29 protein-coding genes are annotated in these 26,932 nt (G+C 40.4%); 9 read left to right on the forward strand and 20 right to left on the reverse strand.

Going from position 1 to position 26,932, the window contains the following annotated elements; genetic code table 11:
- The first annotated feature begins 537 nt into the window (after nt 1–537).
- Together ACNSN3_RS05790 and ACNSN3_RS05795 are read left to right on the forward strand one after the other, a co-directional pair.
- Nucleotides 538–660: a hypothetical protein gene (locus tag ACNSN3_RS05790; protein ID WP_418608754.1), complete on the forward strand. Its 123-nt coding sequence runs from the start codon at nt 538–540 to the stop codon at nt 658–660.
- Nucleotides 648–1,040, forward strand: a complete 393-nt coding sequence (locus tag ACNSN3_RS05795) for a hypothetical protein (RefSeq protein WP_055011852.1) — start codon at nt 648–650, stop codon at nt 1,038–1,040. The genes ACNSN3_RS05790 and ACNSN3_RS05795 overlap by 13 nt, the downstream gene beginning before the upstream one ends.
- Before the next feature lie 144 nt (nt 1,041–1,184).
- On the opposite strand, the gene ACNSN3_RS05800 is transcribed toward ACNSN3_RS05795, so the two are convergent.
- Nucleotides 1,185–2,366: a PQQ-dependent sugar dehydrogenase gene (locus tag ACNSN3_RS05800; protein WP_418608755.1), complete on the reverse strand. Its 1,182-nt coding sequence runs from the start codon at nt 2,364–2,366 to the stop codon at nt 1,185–1,187.
- Between ACNSN3_RS05800 and ACNSN3_RS05805 the strand changes: the two genes are divergently transcribed.
- Nucleotides 2,351–2,812: a hypothetical protein gene (locus ACNSN3_RS05805; RefSeq protein ID WP_418608756.1), complete on the forward strand. Its 462-nt coding sequence runs from the start codon at nt 2,351–2,353 to the stop codon at nt 2,810–2,812. The genes ACNSN3_RS05800 and ACNSN3_RS05805 overlap by 16 nt on opposite strands.
- Before the next feature lie 91 nt (nt 2,813–2,903).
- On the opposite strand, the gene ACNSN3_RS05810 is transcribed toward ACNSN3_RS05805, so the two are convergent.
- Complete coding sequence (locus tag ACNSN3_RS05810) at nt 2,904–4,103, reverse strand: Nramp family divalent metal transporter (RefSeq protein ID WP_418608757.1); 1,200 nt, start codon at nt 4,101–4,103, stop codon at nt 2,904–2,906.
- Nucleotides 4,104–4,524: 421 nt separating this feature from the next.
- Between ACNSN3_RS05810 and ACNSN3_RS05815 the strand changes: the two genes are divergently transcribed.
- Complete coding sequence (locus ACNSN3_RS05815; RefSeq protein WP_418609045.1) at nt 4,525–5,574, forward strand: endonuclease/exonuclease/phosphatase family protein; 1,050 nt, start codon at nt 4,525–4,527, stop codon at nt 5,572–5,574.
- A 52-nt stretch (nt 5,575–5,626) separates the two neighbouring features.
- On the opposite strand, the gene ACNSN3_RS05820 is transcribed toward ACNSN3_RS05815, so the two are convergent.
- Entirely contained in the window at nt 5,627–6,790 is a 1,164-nt protein-coding gene (locus ACNSN3_RS05820; protein WP_418608758.1) for a DUF3103 family protein, read from the reverse strand.
- Between the two features lie 267 nt (nt 6,791–7,057).
- Here ACNSN3_RS05820 and ACNSN3_RS05825 point away from each other — a divergent pair, with 267 nt between their 5' ends.
- A complete protein-coding gene (locus ACNSN3_RS05825) occupies nt 7,058–7,477 on the forward strand; it encodes an MAPEG family protein (protein ID WP_010389742.1) in 420 nt (139 codons plus the stop codon).
- A 52-nt stretch (nt 7,478–7,529) separates the two neighbouring features.
- On the opposite strand, the gene yddG is transcribed toward ACNSN3_RS05825, so the two are convergent.
- The 3 genes from yddG to ACNSN3_RS05840 form a co-directional block, all read right to left on the reverse strand.
- Nucleotides 7,530–8,432, reverse strand: coding sequence for an aromatic amino acid DMT transporter YddG (yddG, locus tag ACNSN3_RS05830; protein ID WP_418608759.1), 903 nt, complete (start codon nt 8,430–8,432; stop codon nt 7,530–7,532).
- 183 nt (nt 8,433–8,615) lie between these two features.
- Complete coding sequence (locus ACNSN3_RS05835; RefSeq protein WP_418608760.1) at nt 8,616–10,463, reverse strand: ABC transporter ATP-binding protein; 1,848 nt, start codon at nt 10,461–10,463, stop codon at nt 8,616–8,618.
- 109 nt (nt 10,464–10,572) lie between these two features.
- On the reverse strand, nt 10,573–11,028 hold the full coding sequence (locus ACNSN3_RS05840; RefSeq protein ID WP_008110035.1) for a phosphate-starvation-inducible PsiE family protein: 456 nt from the start codon (nt 11,026–11,028) through the stop codon (nt 10,573–10,575).
- Nucleotides 11,029–11,285: 257 nt separating this feature from the next.
- On the opposite strand from ACNSN3_RS05840, the gene ACNSN3_RS05845 reads away from it, so the two are divergent.
- A complete protein-coding gene (locus ACNSN3_RS05845) occupies nt 11,286–12,680 on the forward strand; it encodes a M28 family peptidase (protein WP_418608761.1) in 1,395 nt (464 codons plus the stop codon).
- Nucleotides 12,681–12,801: 121 nt separating this feature from the next.
- Nucleotides 12,802–13,248 (forward strand): DUF4826 family protein, encoded by a 447-nt coding sequence (locus tag ACNSN3_RS05850; protein ID WP_008110031.1) that lies wholly within the window; start codon nt 12,802–12,804, stop codon nt 13,246–13,248.
- 81 nt (nt 13,249–13,329) lie between these two features.
- Here ACNSN3_RS05850 and ACNSN3_RS05855 read toward each other — a convergent pair whose 3' ends face one another.
- The 4 genes from ACNSN3_RS05855 to ACNSN3_RS05870 are packed head-to-tail and all read right to left on the reverse strand — an operon-like array spanning nt 13,330 to nt 16,240.
- Nucleotides 13,330–13,797, reverse strand: coding sequence for a glycine zipper 2TM domain-containing protein (locus ACNSN3_RS05855; RefSeq protein WP_418609047.1), 468 nt, complete (start codon nt 13,795–13,797; stop codon nt 13,330–13,332).
- Between the two features lie 15 nt (nt 13,798–13,812).
- Entirely contained in the window at nt 13,813–14,430 is a 618-nt protein-coding gene (gene lpoB / locus ACNSN3_RS05860) for a penicillin-binding protein activator LpoB (protein ID WP_010389748.1), read from the reverse strand.
- An 11-nt stretch (nt 14,431–14,441) separates the two neighbouring features.
- Nucleotides 14,442–14,867 carry a YcfL family protein gene (locus tag ACNSN3_RS05865; protein WP_138604884.1) on the reverse strand — a complete coding sequence of 142 codons (426 nt, stop codon included), beginning with the start codon at nt 14,865–14,867 and terminating at the stop codon, nt 14,442–14,444.
- Nucleotides 14,868–14,875: 8 nt separating this feature from the next.
- Nucleotides 14,876–16,240, reverse strand: coding sequence for a COG3014 family protein (locus tag ACNSN3_RS05870; protein ID WP_418608762.1), 1,365 nt, complete (start codon nt 16,238–16,240; stop codon nt 14,876–14,878).
- 196 nt (nt 16,241–16,436) lie between these two features.
- On the opposite strand from ACNSN3_RS05870, the gene ACNSN3_RS05875 reads away from it, so the two are divergent.
- A complete protein-coding gene (locus tag ACNSN3_RS05875) occupies nt 16,437–17,312 on the forward strand; it encodes a DMT family transporter (RefSeq protein WP_010389752.1) in 876 nt (291 codons plus the stop codon).
- On the opposite strand, the gene ACNSN3_RS05880 is transcribed toward ACNSN3_RS05875, so the two are convergent.
- The 7 genes from ACNSN3_RS05880 to ACNSN3_RS05910 all read right to left on the reverse strand — a co-directional run bounded on the left by ACNSN3_RS05880 (nt 17,299) and on the right by ACNSN3_RS05910 (nt 23,952).
- On the reverse strand, nt 17,299–17,994 hold the full coding sequence (locus ACNSN3_RS05880) for a M15 family metallopeptidase (RefSeq protein ID WP_418608763.1): 696 nt from the start codon (nt 17,992–17,994) through the stop codon (nt 17,299–17,301). The genes ACNSN3_RS05875 and ACNSN3_RS05880 overlap by 14 nt on opposite strands.
- Complete coding sequence (dapE, locus tag ACNSN3_RS05885; RefSeq protein WP_418608764.1) at nt 17,994–19,124, reverse strand: succinyl-diaminopimelate desuccinylase; 1,131 nt, start codon at nt 19,122–19,124, stop codon at nt 17,994–17,996. The genes ACNSN3_RS05880 and dapE overlap by 1 nt, the downstream gene beginning before the upstream one ends.
- Nucleotides 19,124–19,468 (reverse strand): ArsC family reductase, encoded by a 345-nt coding sequence (locus tag ACNSN3_RS05890; protein WP_418608765.1) that lies wholly within the window; start codon nt 19,466–19,468, stop codon nt 19,124–19,126. The genes dapE and ACNSN3_RS05890 overlap by 1 nt, the downstream gene beginning before the upstream one ends.
- A 4-nt stretch (nt 19,469–19,472) precedes the next feature.
- Nucleotides 19,473–19,970 (reverse strand): PTS glucose transporter subunit IIA, encoded by a 498-nt coding sequence (locus ACNSN3_RS05895; protein WP_008110014.1) that lies wholly within the window; start codon nt 19,968–19,970, stop codon nt 19,473–19,475.
- Between the two features lie 6 nt (nt 19,971–19,976).
- Entirely contained in the window at nt 19,977–20,360 is a 384-nt protein-coding gene (locus tag ACNSN3_RS05900) for an ACT domain-containing protein (protein WP_418608766.1), read from the reverse strand.
- A 222-nt stretch (nt 20,361–20,582) separates the two neighbouring features.
- On the reverse strand, nt 20,583–22,736 hold the full coding sequence (pta, locus tag ACNSN3_RS05905) for a phosphate acetyltransferase (protein WP_418608767.1): 2,154 nt from the start codon (nt 22,734–22,736) through the stop codon (nt 20,583–20,585).
- A gap of 1 nt (nt 22,737) precedes the next feature.
- Nucleotides 22,738–23,952 carry an acetate kinase gene (locus ACNSN3_RS05910; protein WP_418608768.1) on the reverse strand — a complete coding sequence of 405 codons (1,215 nt, stop codon included), beginning with the start codon at nt 23,950–23,952 and terminating at the stop codon, nt 22,738–22,740.
- Nucleotides 23,953–24,215: 263 nt separating this feature from the next.
- Between ACNSN3_RS05910 and yfbV the strand changes: the two genes are divergently transcribed.
- Nucleotides 24,216–24,662, forward strand: a complete 447-nt coding sequence (gene yfbV / locus ACNSN3_RS05915) for a terminus macrodomain insulation protein YfbV (RefSeq protein WP_010389761.1) — start codon at nt 24,216–24,218, stop codon at nt 24,660–24,662.
- On the opposite strand, the gene rlmA is transcribed toward yfbV, so the two are convergent.
- The 3 genes from rlmA to xthA are packed head-to-tail and all read right to left on the reverse strand — an operon-like array spanning nt 24,646 to nt 26,905.
- Nucleotides 24,646–25,449, reverse strand: coding sequence for a 23S rRNA (guanine(745)-N(1))-methyltransferase (rlmA, locus tag ACNSN3_RS05920; protein ID WP_418608769.1), 804 nt, complete (start codon nt 25,447–25,449; stop codon nt 24,646–24,648). The two genes, yfbV and rlmA, sit on opposite strands and share 17 nt — an antisense overlap.
- On the reverse strand, nt 25,446–26,093 hold the full coding sequence (locus tag ACNSN3_RS05925; RefSeq protein WP_418608770.1) for an energy-coupling factor ABC transporter permease: 648 nt from the start codon (nt 26,091–26,093) through the stop codon (nt 25,446–25,448). Before ACNSN3_RS05925 ends, rlmA begins: the two co-directional genes overlap by 4 nt.
- A gap of 5 nt (nt 26,094–26,098) precedes the next feature.
- Nucleotides 26,099–26,905 (reverse strand): exodeoxyribonuclease III, encoded by an 807-nt coding sequence (xthA, locus tag ACNSN3_RS05930; protein WP_055011863.1) that lies wholly within the window; start codon nt 26,903–26,905, stop codon nt 26,099–26,101.
- Nucleotides 26,906–26,932 lie beyond the last annotated feature (27 nt).

Here is a 26,932-nt window from a genome sequence, read left to right on the forward strand (position 1 = left end):
TGTCGTCCTATCTTAAATGATATTAGTCATGGAAATGGCTACCCGCAAATAATAAATTCATGTACATTTTCATGGAGCACTTAAGTAACACCACATTAAAAGTTTATTATGATAGATACTTTATTCATTTGTTTATAATCCTATAAATGCGCCGAAATCGTCATGAATGTCATTAGTAACACTACAATAATTACTTACTATTAGCTTCGTGGCATAAGAGCCAATCGACGTTTGAACTTCAAGGTCATGAGATTAGATATCATGTGCAAGGGGAAGAGGGAGCGCTGAGTTTATTACTGATCCATGGTTACCCAACCACAAAATGGGATTGGCATAATCAATGGGCTGAGCTCACTCAATAGTTTAAAGTATTTATCCTCGATACGCTGGGTTTCAGCGCATGAGTTTGGCCATTGTATACTTATGTATGTAGGAGGTATTAATTTATCTTGGGGTCATAAAGGTAGTACAAATGTTCTCCTTCAAAATGTTAAAGTATCTTCTCCAGGTTATCCAAATCAAGGAAAGATTGATCTCATGAAGTATTACAATAACACAAAAAATACCGCTAATTTGAAGCAACGCATTACACGCAGTGAAGCGCTTGAAGTTGATATAAAAAGATTAATTTGGAGTTCAGAGGTTCTATGGAAAGATTAAAGGTATTAATTTTTGGATTACTAATAACTTTTGTATTGAGCTCATGTTCAAGTATTTACTGGGCTAGTGTTAAAAACTCTACGGCTGAAGAATTAATGGTTAAAGTGGTGTTTAAAACTGAGTACGGTACTCAGGTAATGGGCATGCCATTAAAAGCAGGTGAAGTAAACGTTTGGCAATATGAACAGTCATCAATTGAATCAAAAATAATGGATAAAAGTTTATCTTCAATTGAGATAAGTGACGGCAGTGGCTGTTACTTAGTTTTTAATAAAGAAGAGATAAAAAAGAAGGTTAAAAATACAACGCGGCAAATCGTAATTTCTCCAGATGATTTTCAAAAAGCCTGCGAGAGGAAAGTTAATTTAAACACACCATAAAAATCTTTTAGTAAAGCTTCCCTAAAGGGTCTGGCTTTAAGTATGAATTTAGCTTGCTGCTACTTTTAGTCTCGTAGGATTTATTTTAAAAGTTAAACATTAAAATAAATCCTACGAGACAATCACCATTCATTTAAGTGAATATTACTTTGGCGTTACCAGCATTAACCTTGCCTCTTTTCCATCCGTTAATATCGCCACATTACCTTCAGCAGTGACAAACACATCTCTGAGTCTACTTGTAGCCTCTGGGAAAATATGCGACTGGGTGTATTCACCATTTGCTAAATTAACGCTGTAGAGCTTTTTATCGACCAATGTAGTAATAAGCACGTGGCGTTGCAGTGAAGGGAAGGCTGCATGCTTAGAGCCATAATATGCCATGCCTGATGGCGCAATTGAGGGAGTCCAATCTACGGTTGGTTTAGCCATGCCTGGGTAGTCTCTAAAGGGCGAAATGCGTGCTTGTGAATAATCGTCGCCGTTAGTAATTACTGGCCAGCCGTAATTGGTGCCAGCCTTTAAATAGTTGAGCTCATCACCGCCTGCGGGGCCGTGTTCGTGGCTAATGATTTGCTTGGTATCGTAATCATAAACCAAGCCTTGCAAGTTACGGTGCCCGAGTGAATAAATGGCATGCGCGGTAGGGGTTTCATGTTTAATAAACGGGTTATCGCTTGGAATAGTGCCATTTAAATTAATTCGTAGCACTTTACCTAATTGGCTGGTTATAACTTGTGCTTGCTCGCGGTAGTCAAAGCCATCACCACTTGAAAACAGTAAGCTATTATCGGGCAGTACAAGCGCCCGGCCAGAGTAATGCTGCGGTGTGCCCTTATCGGTGGCAACTTTATAAATAACTTTTGGTGCTGAAAACTGCTCGCCATCAAACTTAGCTTTGGCAATAACGAGTCTGTTTGCATCAAGCTCACCTTGGGCATAAGTGAATATTATTTCTTTTGATTCACTGTAATTTGGCGAAAGTACTATATCGAGTAAACCGCCTTGCCCTGCAACGTATAAGCCCTCGAAGTTTATTTTAACTCGGCTTTGTTGGTTGTTTTTAATGATGACAACATGGCCATCACGCTCTGTAACTAACCACGTATTGTTTGGGAGCTTAACCATGCTCCATGGTGAATTGAGATCTGTTGCTAAGGTACTAGCAGTATATTGCCGAATTGGTAATTCGGCACTGACGTTACAAGAAAACGTTAAAAGCGAGAGTAGCGTAATACAACGTAGAGATTGTTTACCCTGCAAGCCTTTGCTAGTGTAAGGAAAAAGTTTCATTTTAAGTTGAGATAACCATGCAGTTTTTAACACGTACACTCCCTTCATTTTTAGTTTCTTGGTTACTTACATTCACTCTTGCTAGCTTGTTTCATAGCCAATACGTTGTCAATCAATTAGTTAATGTAGGTGTAGTGGTGGGCTTTAATGATCGTGTTAATTTAACTCTTGAAGATTGGCTTGGCTTGCTACCTACTTACGGCGCTATTATTGCGATTGCACTTGCTATCGCATTTTTTGTGACCTGGTTTATCGCAAAAAAGCTTCAAAATCAGGGGATACAATTATTTGTAACTGCGGGTATTGTAGCGTTTACAACAGCGTTAATTGCTATTGAATCTATTATGAATATTACTATTATTGCGGGTGCAAGAGGCTGGGGGTTTTATGCGCAATTATGTGCAGGTGCAGTAGGGGGTTATGTATTTGCAAAACTCATTAAGGCAAATAAGCAAAAGACAGAGCATCACGGTTTTTAAGTGAGTATTAGTTTGCAATGCAATGCAATGCAATGTAAAAAGCCGCTATTAATACAGCGGCTTTTGTGTGTTCATAAATCACAGAGTAGTATTAAAAAATCAAACTAAAGAGCTTGTAACTACTTAGGCCAAAAATAAGTACTAACACTGGTAAAGTAAGTAGGTTTACCAATACTGAGTTAGTGTATTTACCCATTACTGCTTTTTGATTAACTAACCACACAAGGTAAGTGGTGACTATAGGCAGCAATAAGCCATTGGCAGCTTGGGCAAAAATTATCACCGCGACAGGGTCTAAACCCAGAGAAGCCACCGCCGCACCAAATAATAAAATAACAATGGCAACGCTTTTAAAGCGAACGTTATCCATTTTATTTGACCAACCTAACATGCCACATACGGCGTAAGCGCCCGCAAGAGGAGCAGTTATTGCGCTGGTTAAACCTGCGGCAAATAAACCAATAGCAAAAAAGTAATGGGCGGCATCGCCAAGTAATGGCTCAAGCTGCACCGCCATATTGGCAGCGCTAATTTGCCCTGCATCGGTGCCATAAAATGCCACTGATGCGGTTGATAAAATAGCTAAGGTGATCACCCCACCTAGGGTGATGGACACGCCCGTATCTATATTGGTTTCTTTAATTACTTTTTGTTTGTCACTCTCGCTGTCATGGCGAGCAGCCAGTACCCCTGAGTGTAAAAATAAGTTGTATGGCACTATGGTCGTACCCACTAATGCCAATACGGTGGTAATTGAGCCCTCAGGCATGCTAGGAATAAAACCAGCTAATACGTCACTGAGCGAGGGAGCCGCCATAACAAGCGTAGAGATAAACACTAGGCTCATTAAAATCACTAGTAAAATAAGCGCATTTTCAACAACTTTGTGTTTACCGCTATAAAGTAGTATGGCACTTAAAAATGCAATCAGTGGCGTCCAAAGTTGGGCATTTACCTGAGGGAATATTTCAATTAATCCCATGCTGGCACCGCTTAAATTACCAGCCTCGTAGGCGGCACTGCCAACACCAATGGCGCTGATCACTAAAAATATAGCGAGAGATTTAAATAGGGGAGTTTCGATATGGGCTCTTAGTGCTTGTGCTAAGTCTTGCCCAGTGGCTACGCCTAGGCGCGCCGCCATAGATTGTAATAATATGGTGGCAATTACTGAAAATAGTAATGTCCATATTAGTGCAAAACCAAAGTTTGCACCCGCTACGCTCGCGGTGGTAATAGTCCCTGGTCCAATGAAGGCAGCGGTGACGAGTAGTCCTGGTCCTAATCGCATAGTTTGACCCTAATAGTGCTTTTTATATTGCTATTTAAAGTTACACCTAACGTTTGTTTAACGTGATGCCTGTAATATTGCTGCCACTTATACTAAGTGCCTTGCAGCATTAGCCGCCCCTTGGCTTTGCCTTTTTTGATAACCATATGTTAAAAAAGGTCGCGTAGCATACCAACTTGTATATAAATTTAAAGGGGATAGGTTTCGTTTGCTTAAACTTTAAACGATTTAATTGATTTTAGTTGTTATCAAGCTTTGGCACTCAGCAAAAATCTTATATGATGTTGACAATAGCACACAATATAAACTTTCAAAGGCGACCATTATTAGTGACTGTAATACATCACCTTTAACTGATAACTCAGAACAATCCCCTGAGATGATGATAACCAATTCAACATTAAAAATAGCCACATTTAACCTGTTTAATTATCTTGAGCCACCTAATGCTTATTATGAGTTTGAGCGGATATATACCGCGGAGCAATGGGCAAAAAAACAGCGCTGGATTATTGATTATTTAACCGAGCATCAGCCCGATGTAATTGGCTTTCAGGAAGTGTTTAGCATTGAGTCGCTTAAAGAATTAGTAAAGCAGCAAGGTTATGCGCACTTTGCTGTGGTGGATGAGCCACAGGTAATAGATGATTTTATTTATAAACGCCCCGTTGTGGCAATAGCAGCAAAATACCCCATCGTTGAAGTAGCGAGCGTAAAACACGACTATGAGCTTGCCAGTACTTTAGGTTTAACTGAAGATTTTGCCTTTAGCCGTAGAGTACTTAGAGCCACAATAAGTTTGCCGCATATCGGCAATACCGATTGCTATGTGGTGCATTTTAAATCTAAACGGCCATCAATTGAGATTGATGAAACTAATAAAGAACTAACCGCTGAAAAAAACATTATTGAAATTTTAAAAGCAAATGTAGCGGGTGGCTGGGGCTCAACTATTCAGCGCGGTAGTGAAGCAACATTGCTGATGATAGAAATGATAAGCCGTCGTGAGGCCACGCAACAGCCTATGATACTAATGGGAGATTTTAATAACGACCTAGCTGATGGCGTTTTAAGCCATTTACTAACCAATACACTGCGTTTTGCCCCTGCGTTTGATAGTAAAACCTACCTTGCAAAATATTGTCTTAACGATGCGTGGCAGTTATTTACAAAGTTAAACGATGATTGCGAGCCTGATGAAGTAGCTAATGAGTCAATACAAGGTGTTATCGATAAAGATAATCAAGGCTTAAAACCACTACGAAAAGCAACACATTACTTTGGCGCAAGCAGCTCTGTGCTTGATTATATTTTGCTGTCTTGTGAGTTTGATTCTGGCTATGACGACAGTTTTTTTGAAGTAAGCGATTATCATACTTACGATCGTCATTTAATTAACCCCGAGTTTGAGCGTGACGATTTAAGTACCGATCACGGCGTTGTATGTATCACGCTTAAACTGCGGGAGTAATGATTAACTCACCACTGTTTAGTTAGCAAGCCAAACAGTGGCGAGTCGCTATTTACTGACGAGGATTTATCTCTAAAGGTGACAAGGTAATAGTGGCATTACTGCTGGCCCCTTTATATTCTTGATAGTCTTTGTTTTCAAATAGCGTGTAAAAAACATCAACATAATCATCATTATTGGTAAACCATTCATCAGGCATTGCTTTAAGCAATTCATTAGTAAGTTTAGGAATAATAGTATAGCCCTGTGCTTGTAAATCAGGGATACTTGCCATTACTTGCTCTGATATTTCTAATAATTTCATTGCTAAGGTTTTATAATTAGTGTTGTCATCTTGCTCCATTAAAAGCAAATCGACCGCTTGCCAACGATAACGTTGCCAATGAATTAAAACCTGATTAGGGCTGTAAGTGGTTTGGTCATGATCTAAATAAGGTAAATCAACAATATCTAATATTGGTTCATCTCTGCTAGGATTAATCCCCGTTACGATGGCATAAACTTCTGCCTTTCCTGAAATCCAAGGCTCTTTATCATCCTCTAAATGTATTTTTTTTAGCACACTAGTTTGTAATGGCTGCTCATTACTTAATTGATTTTGTGGGCTAACCATGTTTTTGCTGAACTTGTTAGCAGACAAAATTCCTTTCATTACTGCAATACCCGCATCCTGTACTTTTTGTTGATCTAACTCCACAATAAAAACAGGTTGGGTTGGCATTTGGTCAACGCTCAGATAATGAATGTCACCAAACTGATCGAACGCTTCAATCTCGCTCCATTGGCTATCGTCACCAGCGGGTGCAAATGCGAATAAAGGTTTTTCACCTTGTTGCCAATCAGTAAGCATGGACTCACTTGCCAAACGAACTTGTAACAAGCTTCCTGTATTGTTTGGTAAGCCTTTAAGTTGTTGTAAGGCGCTATTTGCCTGACTTATATTACGCTTTGTATGCCGTTCTACAGTTGATAACTGATCAGCATTTAAAACTAAGTTATATTTATTTAATGATTGTTTTAAATCAGCATCCAACACTGGATAATTAAGCGCTACTTGCTTTGCGAAATTACGCTTAATAGTTGCTACGTTTTTGTATTGAGCTTGCTGTACCAAGTTTTCTGTATTTTCAATATGATCTTGAGCTGAAAAAGCAGGTACTGATATAAAGTTCAATAATGCCGCTGTAGCTAAAGATTTGGTTATTTTATTTTTCATACAAATTCCGCCGTTCCGTTTCTAGTAACACTATAAAACAATAATTAGAATAAATGCTCAAGTTAAATTTATAAAATACGTAATTAGTATTAATGTTGGCTTGCGGTTTGATATACATTACATAAACACCGTAATTTTTATATAAAGCAGGAATCTATTACAAAAAATGTATATTTTATAAAATAATTTATATACATATCAGTGGTTTAAATTTGGCTTAATAGTTGCTGTAACTATTACTCTAATTACAACACAAAGGAAAAAACAATGACCGATATTGCACATTCTGCGTTTGTAGCATTTTATTTATACTTAATTATGATGTTAGTTCAGTGGGCCGTGGCGACGTTTAGTAAGGCTAAACAACCCGGTGCAGTGCCAGGAAAAATAGATAAAGAGCTATCTCATGAGAGTTTTATATTTAGGGCGCATCGTACTTTTCATAACACCCTAGAAAACAGCGCGTTGTTTATAGGAACGGTTTTATTTGCTTTTGTGATGAATTATCACAGCTCGGTATTTGCAATATGTATTTGGGTATATGTGATTGCACGTTTAATTCATATGGCACTGTATTACGCAATTGCCACCGAGAAAAACCCCAGCCCGCGTAGTTACTTCTTTTTAATCAGTGTGATTGCAAACATTGTGATGTTAGTGCTGTTAGGGCTGCGATTAGCTAGTTAAGTAAATGATTAAAGCGAAAAGCAGACAGCCTCTAGCTTTTCGCTTACATATTTTATTGGGCTGGCTTTGTTTTTCGGGTCATAATAAAACACATTAATGAGCCTAATGTCACTAACACAACGCCTTGCCAGAATGCACTGGTGAGCGATACTGATAAGTAAATAGCAGCAAATAGTGTTGATAACACAGGGATAAAGTAAGACAAGGTGCCTAACAACACTAGGTTACCGCCAATTATTGCTTGGTTCCACAGTGCGTAACCTCCACCAATAACCACGCCTGCTAATACTAAGGTAAAGCTAGAATCTAGGCTAAACTCAAAGCTGGGTTCATTACTCAATCCGTAACTTATCCATAAAGAGATTGCCGTGGCTGCAAAAAATACACTAATGGCATTTTTACCCTCGCTAAGTTTTACCGTTACACTGCAATACACAGCCCAAATAAACGCCGCTGCAAACGCCATAGAGTAGGGCAATGGGTTGTCACTTATATTAGCGGTTAATACTTCCACAGATAAACCACTATCACCTGCAATGCACCATGCAACCCCTAAAAACGCAATCAGTATGCTCGGGTAGACTAATACGCTTACTTTAATGCGGTTAACAATAATCGATAATAAAATGGTTAACGCTGGCCAAAGGTAGTTAATAATCGCCATTTCCAACGCTTGCTGGCGACTATTTGCAAAGCCGAGGGATAAAGCTAAACATATTTCGTAAATAACAAATAAGCTGCCACCAAAGACTAAATAGCGTTTTGGATAATTGCTTAGCTTTGGTACACCCATGACTAACATTAAAAAAATCGCACTGACGCTATAAATCAAAGCGGCACCGCCAATTGGGCTAAATAATTCTGATAAATCACGAATAAAGGCAGTTAAACTGCTCCAAAGTAAAATAGCGAGCACTCCATAAAGGGTGTATTTATGTTTGCTTAATAAAGACATGGTGAATTGCCTGATGAATGATAAAAAAGTCAGTCGCGAATGTGACATTATAAAAACAGTGAGGCAATAGGTGGGCTATAAAATTCGACTAAAAGGCTATAAATAGCATTTAAAATCAATAATAAAATTAAATTTTAGTAAACAAGAGCAGGCCAAATGATGACCTACTCTGAGATGGTTTTTTTATTCAATACCAATAAAGCCGCCAGTTTGATGTGCCCACAGTGCAGCGTAAATACCGCCTTGGGCAATTAACTCATCGTGACTGCCTTGCTCTACAACACCACCTTCATCAAGCACAATAAGCCTGTCCATTTGTGCAATGGTTGATAATCGGTGTGCAATAGCAATAACCGTTTTTCCTGTCATTAAATCATCTAAGCTTGCTTGAATAGCTGCTTCTACCTCTGAGTCTAAAGCGCTGGTGGCTTCATCAAGTATAAGAATAGGCGCGTTTTTAAGTAACACCCGAGCAATAGCAATCCGCTGGCGTTGCCCGCCCGAGAGGGTTACTCCTCGTTCGCCCACTTGAGCCTCAAAACCTTTATTGCCTTTGCTGTCTTCTAAATCGTTTATAAAATCGAGCGCTTTGGCTTGTTTGGTCGCATCGAGCATTTCCGCTTCTGTGGCATCGGGTCTGCCGTATAAAATGTTATCTTTTACTGAGCGATGTAGTAGGGATGTATCTTGGGTAACCATAGCAATATAACGGCGAAGGCTTTCTTGGCTTACATCAGTTATATTTTGGCCATCAATACTAATACAGCCTTTGTCTGTATCGTAAAAACGTAGCAACAAGTTAACTAATGTGGATTTACCCGCGCCAGAGCGACCCACTAAGCCAATTTTTTCGCCCGGTTTAATATTTAAGTTTAAACCGTTAATTACTGGACCTCGGTTATTTTCATTAGCGGCTTTACCATAATTAAAGTGTACATTGTTAAAGTCGATTGCCCCTTGAGTTACTTTTAAACTATCGGCTTTTGGCTTGTCATCAACCGCAATCGGGTTTGAAAGGGTGCGCATGCCATCGGCTACGGTACCAATGTTTTCAAATAAGCTGCTAATTTCCCACATGATCCATTGGGCCATACCATTAAGCCTTAACGACAAACTCAATGCTACTGCAATAGCCCCCGCACTAATGGCACTTAACGACCATAAATACAAAGACACCGCTGCCACCGAAAATACCAGTAAATAGTTCAAGCTTTGAATAACCACGTTAAGGCTGGTTACCAAACGCATTTGTTTATATACAGGCTGTAAAAATACATCCATGCTTTGTTTAGCATATTGCTCTTCGCGTTGGGTGTAAGAAAACAGCTTAATGGTTGAAATATTGGTGTAGCTGTCAACAATACGGCCAGTCATTTCTGAGCGTGCATCAGCTTGTGAGCTAGCAATGCTTTTTAACCGTGGTACAAAGTAAATTTGCACGCAAATATATAATGCTAACCACACTAATAACGGCAGCATTAAGCGCCAATCTGAGGCGGCTACTAAAAACACCATTGAGCCAAAATAAACGGCAATGTACATCAATACGTCAAGTAATTTAGTGACTGACTCACGCACTGCCAATGAGGTTTGCAGCACTTTAGTAGCTATTCTTCCGGCAAATTCATTTTGATAAAAGCTAACACTTTGGCGTAATAAATAACGGTGCGCTAACCAACGTATCGACATCGGATAGTTGCCCAACAGTGCTTGGTGTAAAATAGCCGACCTGAAAAAGACTACCATGGGCATCACGACCAAGAGCATTAACCCCATCTTTATTAATTCGGATTGTTGCTGTGAAAATAGCTCGTTAGGGGTGTACTCGCCGAGCCAGTCAACCAGTTGTCCCATGTAACTAAATAAAGACACTTCTAAAATAGCTAATAATGCGGCACTGAGCGACATAAGCACTAACGACAGTTCCATGCCTTTGGTGTAATGGCGGCAAAAGGCAAATAAGGTATTAGGAGGCTGAGATGGAGAACACTCCGGGAACGGTTTAGTCATCCGTTCAAATAATCGATACATATTAGAAGCTTATTAAGTATTTATAGAGGTATCCCACTATACCATTGTAAAGCACAAAGGCGCAGTGGGAATGAGGTATTTAGCTGTTATCTTAAGTTAAGTTAACGATTTACAGTTTTGTATGACCGGTTTTATTTTTTACCAGCCAGTAAGATATACCTAAGGCTAAAGTCACTAATGCAAGGCCAATAATTTGCTCTGAGGTCACTAATTTTAAATCTAAAACAATAATTTTACGCGCCACAGCCATTAGTGCGGTGGCAATGACCAGCTCAACCGGCAGTGAACTTGAGCCTAAATATAAACGAATATTGGTAAATATTTCTACCGCAATAAGCACCACCATAAAAGCACCAAAGGTTTGCAGAATGTCTTCAATGTTTAATAAAAAGTAAGGGGGAGAGCTCAATCGCATATATAAAACATATACTACATCAGCAATACTCCAAAAAATAACTAGCACCATGAGCACCGCTAATATTTTAATAGCAAAGCGAATCGCGTGATGTAAATACTGCATAAGCGGGTCAACATGATCCTCAGGTAATTCTTCGTGTTTCTTCATATTTTTACAGCACCTTATTATTTTTAAACTGGGTATATAAAATGATAGCTGATTATCGTGTTTCTCTCTTTAATATACGTACAAAACAGCATAAGTGATTATTTTTATTAAACTAGAAACTGAGCAAGCGATAGCTAAACTAAGCGTGTTAATTAAATGTAATTTAACCTGAGGTTTTTAACGTCTATCTCAAATGCATTGCTGTATACCTGCAGAGCTGTCATTTTAAAAACATCAACAATAAGGATTAAACTGCTATGTCAATTTCACCTTTAAAGTTAGTTACTCGGATTATTAAGTATAGTGCGGTTGCATCTGTTTGTAGCGCGTCATTTTATAGTGTGGCTGCACAAACCACACAACAAGCATCATTGCACAATATTGCAGATCAAATTTCAGCGCAGCGTATTGGAGATGATATTCAAACGTTAGTGGATTTTGGTACCCGCCATACTTTATCTGAAACTAAATCGGATACCCGTGGTATTGGCGCGGCAAGACGCTGGATAAAAAAAGAATTTGAAGCAATTTCGGCACAGTGTGGTGGCTGTTTAGAGATACTAGAAGTAAAACAAACCATCTCGGGTGAAAAGCGCATTCCTGACCCTGTGGAAGTGGTTAACATAATTGCGATTCAGCGCGGTAACACCGATCCTAATCGTATGGTGATAATGTCGGGAGATATAGACTCACGCGTTAGTGATGTTATGGATTTTACTAGCGATTCACCTGGGGCAAACGATAATGCATCAGGGGTTGCCGGTGTGATTGAAGCGGCACGGGTGTTATCGCAATATACATTTAATGGCTCAGTGGTATATGCAGCACTCTCAGGTGAAGAGCAAGGTTTATTTGGCGGTAAAATTTTAACTGCTTACGCACAAAAAAATAATTGGCAGGTTCATGGTGTTTTAAATAACGACATGATTGGTAACATCACCGGCATTAATGGCGTCACAGATAACACTACTGCACGTATTTTTTCTGAAGGTACGCGTGTAGTTGAAACTAAAGAACAAGCCCGTACTCGTCGTTTTACTGGCGGCGAAGTTGACTCAGCGAGCCGTAATTTAGCGCGTTACATAGACACCATTGCTGATAAATACATTGAGAACTTAGATACCATGCTGGTATATAGGCTCGACCGTTTTGCACGAGGCGGGCATCATCGTCCGTTTAATGATGCGGGTTTTGCGGCTGTGCGTATTATGGAAACCAACGAGCATTATGATCGCCAACATCAAGACCTGCGCACCGAAAATGGGGTAGTGTACGGTGATACTATTGATGGGGTGGATTTTGATTACGCCGCAAAACTTACCTCATTAAATGCGGTAAGCCTTGCGTCAATGGCGTGGGCCCCTGCGCCACCAAAAGAGGTGAAAATTAGTGGTGCCGTACGCGCCAGTACCACACTTTCTTGGCAGCCAACAGAGGATAAAAATGTAGCAGGCTATCGTATATACTGGCGCTATACTAGTGAACCACAATGGCAATACAGTCAATGGGTTGATAAGGCCAGTGAATTTACCCTAAAAAATGTGGTTATTGATAATTACTATTTTGGAGTTGCTAGCGTGAATAAACAGGGTATTGAGTCGCCAGTGGTATTCCCAGGTGCTGTGGGTTCGTTTGATCACAACATAAAGTAAGTGTACTTTGCTTAAAAACCCAGCAAACAGCTGCGAATAAGGTGTTAAGCACGCTATTTATGCTTGCGCCTTATTTGTTATGCCCTTAAAGTGTAAACAAAGAAGTAAAAAGGTTATTAAAATGCAGCAACAAGAACAAAAACCATTAACACCAGAGCAGCAAGCTGAACTTCAGCAACAAGAAATTCAATGGCAGCGCGAATGTTTTCAAAATGCGCAAAAACATTTAGCTGAAAAAGGCATTATGCCTAAAACCTTGCTTGAAAAAGAAAGCCGTTTTTTAGCGCCTTTATGCGCGCTTTGGAAATTTAAAGCGCAAAACGGTAAAAGCTACTGGGTGATCACCGGTCGTTTACCAACTGATCACGCTGAAGCGTCTGCAGCAAAAGATGCACGTGATGCCATGCGTTATTTTTCATTGCAGTGGCAGTTAAAAGCCGACCAAATTATTACAGCGGGTGCACGAGATAAAACCCAAGCCGACTTTGCAAACTTACTTATAAACCGTGCTCATGGCTTATATGAAATGCATGAAAATGAGCAGCTTTGGGCAAAAGAACCAGCTTAAAATAAGCGTAATTACCTTTTAAAAAAACCTAACTTAGTTACCTAAGTTAGGTTTTTTTTCAGCTATGCCGTCAAAAGAATATTAATACGCGCTATCTACTCGCACCGTGTTATTGGTTAAGTAGATCAGGCGAACATGATCCCCTTGGTGAAAACGCATAGCGGGATCGTTGTCTTGTACCACCATAAATTGCTCACCACTTTCTACTTGTATCAGTAATTCAACGAGCTGTGTGTTTTCATAGCGCTGTGTTTGCTGCTGATTATGAGCAACGTTACCACCAATCACCGATCCTAAAATAGTCGCTACAGTACGACCACTGCCGCCGCCAAACTGGTTACCAATAACACCGCCTAGTAAGGCACCGCCAAAGGTTTTCCAGCCGTTACTTTTGTCTTGTACTAGTTGTTGCTCAGTAATAGTGCGCACCGACTTTACTTTACCAAATAGTACTTGCTGTACAGGAACAGCTTTATTTCGTTCGTACTTGGCAAACGTTGGGGCACTTACTACTAATAAAGCGCATAAAATTAAGCTAAGCGTTTTGATAATTCGCTCCTGTTATTACCAACCAAACGTTGATTTTTCACGCGTCTTACGAATTTCAGTTTCGTCAGCCCATTCAACAAGGCCGCTTTGCATATCCATTAAACGCATTGTAAATTTGTAGTACACATCGGCTTTATCGGCATTAGATTTAACAATGCTTGATAGGTTACCGTACAGCATATATTGCGCACCAATTTGCTTACCAAAAGCCACCGCAGTACTTGGGTTGACTAAGGCGTCTTCGTTTTGAAATGTAATTTGCTCACGAACCGCCTCTACACGGGTCATATCAACAAATCTAAATTTGCCGCTACGCAGTAATTGAGTAGAGATAGAGTCGGTGATTGATTCTGTATCTATGTGTTCACTGGTTTTATTTTTAATACGCTCTACAAATACCACAGGGCGTGTATTGGCGGTCATAGTCCCAACCACAGGCGAACTAAGCAGAGAGTCGGTCATTTGCGAGGCAACTTTTTGTAAGTCAGTAGAGCCAAAGTTTATATCTGTGGTTTCTACGGCTTGGGCATCACCATAGCTGACAACAGCTTTGTTGGCACAGCCTGCAAGTGTCAGTGCCGCTAAGCCTAAAATTGCATAACTAGACAGTGATTTAAATTGTTTATTGATCATCATGATTTCCTTTAATCTTTAAATTCTTGTGCGTCGGTTGAAACTTCTCTTACAGCTAATGAGAAGGTAACGGCATTAGAGCTAGGTGCTAGCCCTGCAAGCTGAGTTTTAGCAAAGCCAAATAATGTTAGGGCTTGCCACGGTGAGTGGTTGCCTTTAATAACAAAGCCATCTTTATCAAACCAGTTAAATTGATACTGTAAGTATTGCGATTTTTTATAGGTACTCGCTAAAGTAACTACCACGTCGGTAAGGTTATTTGTTTGACGCGTTTTAACATCACTTATTAAAAGCTTTTTAGCTAATTGTGGATTATTTACATTGAGCTGCTCTTTGTAAGCGTTGGCAGTTTGCTCAACCCCAATACCTGAGGTTACAGGTCGGCTGCTACATGCGCTAAGCATAAACAGCGCAATAACGGGAAGTATGTATTTCATGATGGCTCCTAAAGTTGCACTACATGGGAGTTAAAATAGTTATTAACAGAGGTTAGGTAGATTAACGTTAACCCTTGCTTACTAACGGTAAAATTTATTGGCGGTTGCGAGCCAACGTTTAGAGTATGCTCGCCTGCTTTTACTGCGCTGCGGGCAAGGCTGATCTGATTAGGCAGGGTAAGCCAACTACGCGTATCTGCTTGCTCAGATGCAAGATTATACAAATTTGCCAAAATGTTCCCCACATCACCGGCACTGCGCGCAAGCTCTGCACGCATTTTTTCTTTAGCGACAAGACGTAATATTTGCCTTGAAACACGCCCAGCTACTTGCTGCTCTAACGTTTTAGCGGCCAGTGCCTCTAAATGCACTAACGGACTTAATGCTAATACTTGGTTATTAACTTTTATATTATTCACGGCGCTGCTGTAGGCGTTATTTATATAAACGGGCATTGCTAAGCTATAAAAGCGGGCATCCCCCTGCGAAGTATAAATAGGCAATCGCAATTTAAACTCGTGCTGTTTTGGTATTAGGCCTTGTTCAAATAATATAACCACTTCGCCTTGATTTTTATCTATGGTGTTTACTTCACCAAACTGTCGCTTAAATTGTTTGTAGTCATCCGCAAAGCCTTGCTGCTTAGCAAGGCGTAGTAAATCTTGCTGTAAATACTGATTATTAGGTTGTATTTCGAGTGCTTTTTTATAGTCTATGTAGGCATCATCGCCTTGCTTTGCCGTTTCATATAACAACCCTGATAAGTAAAACGTGTACGCATTTTGAAAGCCATTTTTTACCGAGCGAGTTAAATTATCCATGTCTGGGTAGTGTTGCTGTGCTTGAGCAACGGCATTATCAAACTCGCTTTGATTATCGAGTAGTGCATCAACTTGTACTTTATTGGCACGGCGTATTTCAACTAACGCGCTCTCAATATCGCGTTTATAAACATAATTAAGTGCTTTGTAGCTATGCAACATACTCATTTCGTAGGCTGGTGGGATATAACCTATTGCTGAATCGTTAGTTAACAGCGCATTACTTTGTTCAAGCCCTGCACTTACTTGTATTTTGGCTGCTTGGCGCTTTGCTTGCATCTGTTGGTAGACAGTTTCAAAATATGTTTGCGCACTATCTGGATTATTAGCTAAATCAGCAATACGCCCTTGCTCTAATTGGTTCAGTAAATAATTACTGTGGGCTTTACTGTTGGTTTTTATAAGGGTGCGTGCATTTTCAATATTATTATTGCTAATAGCTTGCCTAACAGGGGTGGTGTTTGTGGCATAATCATTAAACAAGTCGTTAAAGCCAATAGTGCTGCAACCACTTACAATAAAGCAAAAACTGAAAATTAAAATGTGACGCACACGCACTCCTTTTATCTATTTTATAAGGTTAACACATGGCTTATAAATGTAGGTGTGAAAGATTGTAAAAAAGCGTAGTGTATAAACATTAAAGCTTTATCATTAAAAAATAACCATATTAACGTTTACAACAATGGACGCTAATTTAATCTGTATATAAGTACGGTATATATTTATCAACACGTTAGGAATTTATTTGAAAGCCACTCTGTTTACTATTATCGCGTTAGTTGCCTTTGCTGCCAATTCGTTATTGTGTCGCTTAGCATTAGCTCAAGGTTATATTGATGCGTGGAATTTCACTGTTATACGGCTTCTCAGCGGGGCAGTGTGTTTGGCTATTATTATGCTGCTCTATACAAAGCAATTAAATAAAAAAGCACAATTAAGTAGCTCCGTTATTAACGATATCGGAAGCTGGCGAAGCAGTGTGAGCTTACTGATATATGCGCTGTGTTTTTCTATAGCTTATATAGAGCTAGATACCGGTATGGGCGCGCTTATTTTATTCTCCGCGGTGCAATTTACCATGATCGGCTGGGGCATCTATAAGCAAGAGCGCTTAACCGCTGTGCAATGGCTTGCATTTATTGTGGCGTTTGTGGCTTTTGTTTATTTAATGCTGCCTTCGCAAACAGCGCCACCGGTAATGGCGGCAGTATTAATGAGCATAAGTGGCGTGGCATGGGGAATATACAGTATTAGAGGCAAAGCGTGTGTGTCACCACTTAGGGCCACCACTTATAACTTTATTCGCAGCTTATTAGTGCTACCTATTTTAATTGTGGTGGGTATGAGCCAGCTTAAAAATGTACGTATGGAAGGGGTGTTACTTGCAATAGCCTCAGGTGCCATCGCATCAGGCGTAGGTTATAGTATTTGGTATGTGGCTATGCCTTTATTAAAAAGCACGCATGCAGCTATAGTGCAGTTATGCGTGCCCGTTTTGGCAGCTATTGCAGGAGCGGTGTTTTTATCAGAAACCTTAACTGTGCAATTTATGCTCCCCAGCAGTATCATTTTACTGGCTGTATTGGTTTTTACGTTAAATAAAAAAACTAACACCGCTTAGCAGGTGGGCTCACATTAAGCACAAAGCGTTCATATAAAGCAGGTAAGTGGGTTAAAATAGTGTCTTTACCTAATAAATCACTTTCTTTAATGCAGTTATGTAATACCTCAACTGACAGGTGCCTCATAAGCTGCTCTGATTGCGCAATGTGGCTAATATGCCAAAGTTCTGGGGCAACACCGCCTAAATCATGCTGATAAGGCCGATAAAATCCAAATTCTGCTAGGTGAGTGTCTAGCCATTGACTCAGTTCGGCAAAAGGTCCGCCATGCTGATATTCATCGGGGGTTAGTTGCAACACATAATCGTCACTCACTGCGCGTTTATCAAAAATATCTAAGTCAGTGCCTAAATGATGGCGACTTGCCCCTGGCAGTGCAGAGTACAGCATTATGGCGGTACATTTTTCAATATCACTCAGTGAATTTAGTTCAACGGCTTGTTGCGCTTTATTTAACACCACGCGCTTATTTGAAAATTTAGCATTCCAAATAGCCGATTGACGATTAAAATCCCGAAAGCTTGATGCAATACATAAATCAAAGCCTGCGGATGCGGCCGCTGATTGCAGTGCAACAAAGTCGTTGACAATATTGGCATGCAAATAATGGTTTTGTATGGCGACTAGGTGTGCATCACTTTGTCCGGTGATGCATTGTATGAGTTCTTTATTTGCAGTCATTAAGTTAACAGTCGTTCTAATATTTGTTCATAAATATCGGCCAGCGCGATCAGGTCATCTGTGCTAACACACTCATCAACTTTATGAATTGTGGCGTTACGTGGCCCCAGCTCGATTACTTTAGCGCCGGTTTGAGCAATAAAGCGGCCATCTGATGTCCCACCTGTTGTTTCTAAATTAGTGGTTAAGCCAGTTACTGATTTAATCGCAGCGACGGTAGCATCAACTAACGGACCGTGATCGGTTAAAAACGGTAGGCCATTTACAATCCAATTTAGTTCGTAATTCAAATTGTGTTTTTGTAAAATCTCGTTCACTTTTTGTTGCAGCTGTTGATGAGTAACTTCGGTGCTAAACCTAAAGTTAAATTGTACTTCAAGCTCACCGGGGATCACATTACCGGCACCTGTGCCGCCATTAATGTTCGAGATTTGAAAGCTGGTGGCAGGAAAGAAGTCGTTACCCATATCCCACACAGTTTGGCTTAATTCGGTTAAAGCTGGCGTGGATAAATGAATTGGGTTTTGCGCTAAGTGTGGGTAAGCCACATGCCCTTGTACACCGGCTATAGTTAAAAAACCAGTTAGAGAACCACGACGACCATTTTTAACCACATCACCGAGTACATCGCGCGATGATGGCTCACCAACAAGACACATATCAATTTTTTCACCGCGCTCTTCTAAAGTATCTATTACGCGGGTAGTGCCGTTGATAAAAGGGCCTTCTTCATCTGAGGTAATTAAAAACGAGATAGAGCCTTTATGATCTGGGTGCTTAGATACAAAGCGCTCTGTGGCTACAACCATAGCTGCCAGTGAGCCTTTCATGTCGGCTGCGCCACGCCCATGTAATAAACCGTCTTCAATTAGACCAGCAAAAGGCGGGTGCTGCCAATTTTTTTCAGGCCCTGTGGGCACCACATCGGTATGACCGGCAAAACAAAAGTGTGGTGATTGCGTACCTTTTCGTGCCCAAGTATTGAGCGTGTCAGTAAAAAAGAGCGATTCGATGTCAAAGCCAATTGCACTTAGACGCTCATTCATCATGTGTTGGCAGCCTGCATCTTCAGGGGTAACCGACTCTCGCTGAATTAAGGCTTGGGCTAGGGTAATTACTGGATGGGTCATTATTTAAAGATCTCATCGTATTGTACTGTTTTAAAGCCTAAGTGATATTGCCCATCATTAATAAGAACAGGGCGTTTAATCATTGCAGGTTGTTCAACCAATATATCGATAGCAGTTTGCTTAGTTAAGCTTTGCTTTTGCTCATCCGACAGCGCTCTGTATGTTGTGCCACGTTTATTAACAAGTTGTTCCCAGTCAATATGCTCTGCAAAATCGCTAACCATATTATGATTAACGCCATCTTTACGATAGTCATGGAAAGTGAACGCGATGTCATTATCGCTTAGGTATTTTTTTGCTTTTTTGATTGTGTCGCAGTTGCTAATGCCATAGAGAGTGATCATAAACCTACTTCTTTTTGATAATAGTTAATAAGGTATCTACACCAGCATTGACCTGCGGGTGAGAATAATGAAAAGTGCCTAAGTCGTGGCCATTGAGTATGATAAGGCTAGCTAAAATAGGCGCATCGAGTTCACGCAAATCAAAGTAAGCGAGGCGCTGTCCTTTGGTTATTTTGCTGCCATTAAGCTGAGCAATATGAGTATGCGTGAGAGTTTGAGAATCAGGTACGGCTAAGTTTATTAATACTTTTAAGCCATTTTTAGCTTTTAGAATAAATTCGCACCCGCCGCTTTTAACTTGCAATAAAGTGCCATTAAATGGCGCTAACACTTTATGGCTGGTTAAGCTGACAATAATCCCTGGCCCCAAAGTTCCAAAGCGGAAAAAAGCTTCAGGATGCGCGTCCATCTGCATAACTTTGCCACTGAATGGGCTAGTTATTTGTATCGCGCTTCGGCCAATTTTATTTTTAGTTAAATAGCTAACGTCTTCAGATTTCATTATTAATTAAGTTACCACATTGTAGCCATCGGCTCTAAGAGCAGCCATCGCTTTGTTGACTGTTTGCTTTTTTACTAAGATATAGTCGGTGTCATAGGTTGAAATTGAAAAAATTGATACGCCAGCTCTTGCTAATACTCCTGAAATATTTGCCATAATACCGGTTAACGAAAATCCTAATGGGCCAATTACTTCTAATGCTTGCCAATTCGATTCTGTACCTTGGCTATCAATTATAAAGTCATCAGGGCAAACGACCGAGAGTTCATCGTGCGTTTTTGAAATAAAAAATAATGGTTGCTTTAACAGGGCAGGAGGGATGTCGGCATCAAGCGCTAAACTATGAATTGATAAAACAGTGCTGTGTAATTGTAGTGTTTGTTTTGACATAAAACCCATCCATAGCAGCAAGATAATAGCTTTATAGTATAGAGTATTGAATCTAAGTTAAAGGCCCAAACTGAGCCGTTGTTAAAGTTTTTATTAATTAAAAAATAATTGTCCACAATTTCTGTGGATAAGCTTGGGGGTTGTAAGGTATAAATAGCCTAACCTATTAATAAGTAATTAAAAAATGGCTAGGCTATAAAAAGGACATGTTAGTTAAAGGGGTTAATTAAGTGCCTCAGCTTGCGCTGCTTGAATGGCAGTTAAAGCAATGGTATACACTATGTCGTCAACTAATGCGCCACGGCTTAAGTCGTTAACTGGTTTACGCATCCCTTGCAGCATCGGACCGATACTGATCAAATCAGCGCTTCGTTGTACCGCTTTATAGGTGGTGTTGCCAGTATTTAAATCAGGGAATATAAACACCGTTGCTTTACCTGCAACAGGGCTGTTAGGTGCCTTTTTAATCGCTACACTTTCCATAATTGCCGCATCATACTGTAGTGGTCCATCTATAATTAGATCTGGGCGCTTTTGCTGGGCCAGTTTAGTTGCCGCTCGCACTTTTTCTACATCAGCCCCACTGCCTGAATCACCAGTACTGTAACTTATCATGGCTACGCGAGGTTCAATACCAAATGCTGCTGCTGAGTCGGCAGATTGAATTGCAATGTCGGCCAGTTGTTCGGCATTAGGATCGGGATTAATAGCGCAATCACCATAAACTAGAACCTGATCCGGTAATAGCATAAAGAACACAGATGACACTAATGATGAACCTGGCGCGGTTTTGATTAACTGTAGCGGTGGGCGAATGGTATTGGCAGTGGTGTTTACCGCACCCGATACCAGGCCATCGACTTTACCTTGCTCTAACATCATAGTACCAAGTACGACGTGATCTTGAAGCTGCTCTTGGGCGACAACTTCGGTAAGGCCTTTATTTTTACGGATTTCCACCATAGGTGCTACGTAGTCATTTATAATACTGTTTGGCTCTATTACAGTTACATGCTCGTTAAGCTCAATGCCTTGTTGCTCGGCTATACGTAATATTTCATCACGATCACCTAATAAAATTGTTTTAGCAATGCCGCGCTGGCCACAAATAGCGGCTGCTTTAATGGTTCTAGGTTCGTTACCCTCAGGCAGTACAATTGTTTTTTCGGCTTTACGAGCTTTTTCAGTTAATAAATACCTAAAGGCAGGAGGGGATAGTTTTCGGGTTTTTCCCACACTTTTAGCTAAGGTATCTAACCAATCAGAATCTATATACTCTGCGTTATGATCTTTTACCTTTTCAATGCGCTGTTCATCATCGCTTGGCACTTCTAGGTTAAAGTTATGCAGTAATAACGAGGTGCGCCAAGTGTCGCCTTCGGTTGCTAAAATAGGCAGCCCTGTTTGCATGGCTTGTTCGCACAGCGCCATAATGCGCGGCTCAGGCTCAAAGCCACCGGTGAGCAAAATAGCGCCTAGTTTAGTACCATTCATGGCAGACAAGCAGGCTGCAACCAATATATCTGAACGATCGCCTGGGGTGACCAATAACGCACCTGGGGTAAAGTAATTTAGAATATTTGATACCGTGCGGGCGCAAAAAGTAATGCGTCTTAGTCGACGATGCACCATGTCACCTTCGTTAATAATAGTGGCTTTTAAATAGGCACTTAAATCTTTAACGCGCGGCGCGACCAGCTCAAAATCCCACGGAATGGCACCAAGTAACATAAAAGGATTTTTTCTAAAAATAGGTAAAGAGGCCAGACGGTTAAGCTCGTTATCCAGTGCTTCTGGCTTGTAAGTATCGACTAAATCAGCGCGAGCGCGACCTTCTTCATCTAGAGGGGCATTTACTTTATTGAAAATACAACCCAGCACACGAGGGTGATCTATGCCACCGTAATTTCCAGCAGCAATTTCAAGGCGATCTTCAATCTGGGTAATACTGTAATTCCCAGGGGTAAGCACAAATACGATATCGGCCCCTAAGGTTTGTGCAATTTCACGGTTTATGCGTCCCGCATAAGGTTGGCGTCGAGTAGGCACCATTCCTTCTATTATGGCCACTTCGTCATCGTTGATCTTACTTTGAAAACGCTCAACAATTTCCTCTAATAAGTCGTCACCTTTACCATCACCAATCATTTGCTCTGCGTAATCGAGTGCAAACGGTGTTGGCGGCTTAATTGGTGAGCCTTGAGTGACAATTTGGGTCGATTTTTCAGGGCCAGTTTCACCTGCACGCGGCTGGGCGATAGGTTTGAAAAAGTTAACCTTAACCGTCTTTTGTTCTAGCGCTCTTACTAAACCAACTGATACTGAGGTTAAACCTACCCCTGTAGAGATAGGAACCAACATAATACGACGAGCCATATTATAACTCCTTGGTGATGTTTGCGGCGTCGAGTGCAATAACCCATTCTTCGTTGGTAGGCATAACCACCGCTTTGCTTGTTGAATTTGCAGCGCTAATTAATCCAGCTTGGCCAAACCGTGCATCAAGGTTTGCTTGAGGGTCTAAATTGATACCTAAAAAGGCTAACTGTGTAAGTACTTTTTCGCGAATAATATCCGAATTCTCGCCAATCCCACCAGTAAAAATAAGCGCATCTAATTTTTGCAGCGGTACCATGTAGGCGGCTATTTGTTTTGCTAAGCGGTAGCAAAACATATTAAGCGCCAGCATGGCTTGCGAGTTGCCAGCAATGGCAGCCTCTTCAATAGTACGGCAATCGTTTGATAGCTCGCTTATTCCTAATAAGCCACTTTTTTGATTTAGCAGGTCATCAATTTGCTGTGCGGTGTAATCAAGTTGGGTCGTTAAAAAGTTAAATAGCCCTGGATCAATGTCGCCACAACGGGTACCCATAACAAGTCCTTCAAGCGGGGTTAAGCCCATGCTAGTGTCGACACTTTTACCGTTTTTAATCGCACACACAGAGCAGCCATTGCCTAAGTGGGCGCTAATAAAGTTACTTTCTTCAACAGGTAAAGACAACATTTTAGCGGTTTGACCTGCTACATAAAAATGGCTAGTGCCATGAAATCCATAGCGTCTAACCCCAAAGTCTTTATAAAGCTGATAAGGAAGGGCATATAGATAAGCAACCTCATCCATAGTTTGATGAAATGCGGTATCAAACACAGCTATTTGTGGTAAATCTTTAAATGATGCTTGTGCTGATGAAATACCTAGTAAATTAGCGTGACCATGTAAGGGGGCCAGTGTGGCTGCTTGGGTAATACCTGCAATGACGTTTTCGTCAATTAAAACTGATTGGGTAAAGTGCTCGCCGCCATGCACAACACGATGACCCACTGCCACTAATTGCTCGTCGAGGTTGTGATCTTTTATCAAATCAACCAGCGTATTAATCGCATGGGCATGTGCCTGGTTAGCAGCAAGCTTAATAGTGGTTTTTTCTCCCTTAAACTTATATTTAATTGAGGGAGCGTCATCACCTAGGCGCTCAGCTAAACCTGATATGATGTCGTTTCCTGTGTTTGCATCAATAATCGCAAACTTTAGACTTGAGCTTCCACAATTGAGTACCAAAACGTGGTTTGGATTATTTGGGAGTGTTGGCATAGATTCATTTTCCATTTAAGTATTAATCAGTACACTTGGTTGATGTATAAGCCTTTGTGGCTTAAATAAGTGTAGACTAAAGTGTAGTAGACTTTATTAAAAGGGCTTTGTGAAATTCTTTCGATAATTTATGCTTTTTGTGAGTTTTACTAATGAAATTGAGCATTTTTACCGATAAAGTGAAAGCAGCTATAATTGTGTTACACTTTTATAAGTATTACGTTTGTTGAAGTGTTACAAACCGTGACTATGAGGATTTATTAATGCAAAAAAGTGTGATGTCGCAAGTTCAATTAGGGCGTTCTTATGCTAAAACATGGCCAATGCGAAAAGAGGTTGCGCCATTATTTGCAGAATTTAAAGTGATCAGAGCCACAGAGCTTGCGATTACAGTTATGCCAATATTAGCCATGCTGACCCTGTTTTTTCAGATTAATTATTTAGGCTCGGGTTTTCTGCCCCAAGCGATTGCCAGTAGTCTGTTTTTTATTTCTTTGCCATTACAAGGGCTTTTATGGTTAGGTAAACGTGCGCAAACCGAATTAGAGCCTGCTATGCAGCAATGGTATAACGAGTTATTTGCAAAAATGGTTGCTAACGGTTACGACGCGCAAATGGGAAAAAACAAGCCCCGCTATTTGGAGCTTGCCGAATTACTAAAAGATATGTTCGATAAAATGGATAAAACGTTTACTAAAGAGCAGTTTTAGTAAATTGCGTAATGTAAAATGACAATGTGACGCTATGCTGTTGTTTTTGCTCAAGTGCTTGCCAATGTTCTGGCCTGAACTTCCACGCAAATGGCGTCATCATAATTAAGTTCTTAACATCGTTAAATGTAAGCGACACCTGCTCTGTTATTAATTGTTGCGATGTATTTTCAAAGCCCGCAGGTGCTGCTATTTGTGTGTGCTCGTTTACGTTGCTATAAATATAATCTTTTAGTTCTTTCAAATGAGTTGGGCCTGGGCTTGCCACAATTAAGCAACCATTATCTTTGACCAGACGTGCAAGTTCACTGTCAAATAAAGGCGCAAATACACTAACCAAAACGTCAGCAAGGTGATCATCAAAAGGCGCTTGGCTAATTGAGGCAACACTAAAATGGCATTGCTTGTAACGTTTTGCCGCATATTTTACTGCCGACTTTGATATATCCACACCGTATACGCTAGCCTGGCTGTTGTTAGCAATAGCGTGAGTATAAAACCCTTCACCACACCCCAAATCAATTACTATTTCAGCATTAAGTGGCTTTACCATATTGGCTAAAGCAGTTTGTAAAAAGCCATAATAACCTTGCTCCAAAAATGAGCGCCTAGCTTGCACCATTTCCAACGAATCGCCAGGCTGTTTAGAGTTTTTGTTTTGCACAGGGAGTAAGTTTACGTAGCCTTCTCTGGCAAAATCGAAGCTGTGATTGTTATCGCATCGTAATGTTTTATCATTAAGTGCTAGTGGCTGTTTACAAATAGGGCAATGGTAATGAAGACTCATGAGCCTAAATAGTCCTTATCAAAAAAAGTTTTTACCCAATGTGGGCGATAGGTGATCAGTACAGTGATTGCCATACCGTTTAGCATAGCTTCAGGAAAGGCCAAAATAGGACTTAGGTAAATATAATTTTCGCTCAGCTGATGCCAACTATATTCACCTATTGCGTAATAAAAAGCGCCACCGAGTATAATGTTAATACAGGCAACGACACCCGCTGTTAAAAAGCTACAAACAAATATATAGATAAAAAAATGCCGTGCTAAATAGTGATAACACACAATAAAAACTAAATAGCTGAATAACACCGGTATAAACGCACTAATGATGAGTTTTAACGCGACTAATTCAGGTGTTATTTGTCCAAAAGCAGTTAAAAGCGCTGTTGCGAGTACACAACTTAATATAGCAAGACGCCAACCTAATGTTAGGGTAACTGCGGTAATGCCTAAAATATGCAGATCGAGACCGGGTAAAATACCGGCCTTTATACGCCATAACAAAGCGAGTACCAGTACACAGGCAAACACACCTGATTGTCTTGCTGGGGTATTAAATAAATTACTGTATGTTGATTTGTTAACGCTTAAAAAGCCGATAACGATGACAACAATCCACAGTAACCCTTGCAACTGCACGCTTAACATAATTATTAACTAAACTCTGACCAAATAGGCGCATGATCTGATGGTTTATCGATAGCGCGCAATTCATAATCTATGCCTGTGTCGATACAGCGAGCTGCTAAATCATGCGTTGCTAGTACCACATCAATTCGTAGGCCGCGGTTATCAACAAATCCTTTTGAACGATAGTCAAACCAAGAATATTGGTCGTTAATTTCTGGGTTTTGTTCTCTAAAGGTGTCTTTAAAACCCCAATTTAATAAGGTAGCAAGCCATTCACGCTCAACAGGTTGAAATGAACATTTACCCGTTTTTAACCACCGTTTTGCATTTACCTCGCCAATGCCAATATCTAAATCGGTTGGTGAGATATTAATGTCACCCATAACAATTACATCTTGATCAGGGGTGAAATGGCCATTCAGATGGGTCATTAGATCTTTATAAAATTGACGTTTGTAGGGGAACTTAGTTTCGTGATTAATGTTATCGCCTTGTGGGAAATAGCCATTCATTACATGTAAGTCGCGGCCATTCTCTTGTTCTACAGTGACGCTAATCATACGCTTTTGCGAGTCATCGGTGTCAGTAGTGAAGCCTTTTAATACCGATTTAGGCTCTTTTTTGCATAACATTGCCACGCCGTAATGCGCTTTTTGCCCATGAAAATAAACGTGGTAACCCATCTTTTGTACATCGTCTAGCGGAAACGCTTCATCATGTACCTTGATCTCTTGAAGACCAATAATATCTGGCTGGTGTTTATCAATAATAGCTTGTAACTGGTGTAGTCGAGCACGCAGACCATTGATATTAAAAGAAATCACTTTCATAAAGTTAACCTTCAAATTTATTTTTTC

Source organism: Pseudoalteromonas sp. US3C1004, assembly GCF_048401065.1.
GTDB classification, from domain to species: Bacteria; Pseudomonadota; Gammaproteobacteria; order Enterobacterales; family Alteromonadaceae; genus Pseudoalteromonas; species Pseudoalteromonas undina.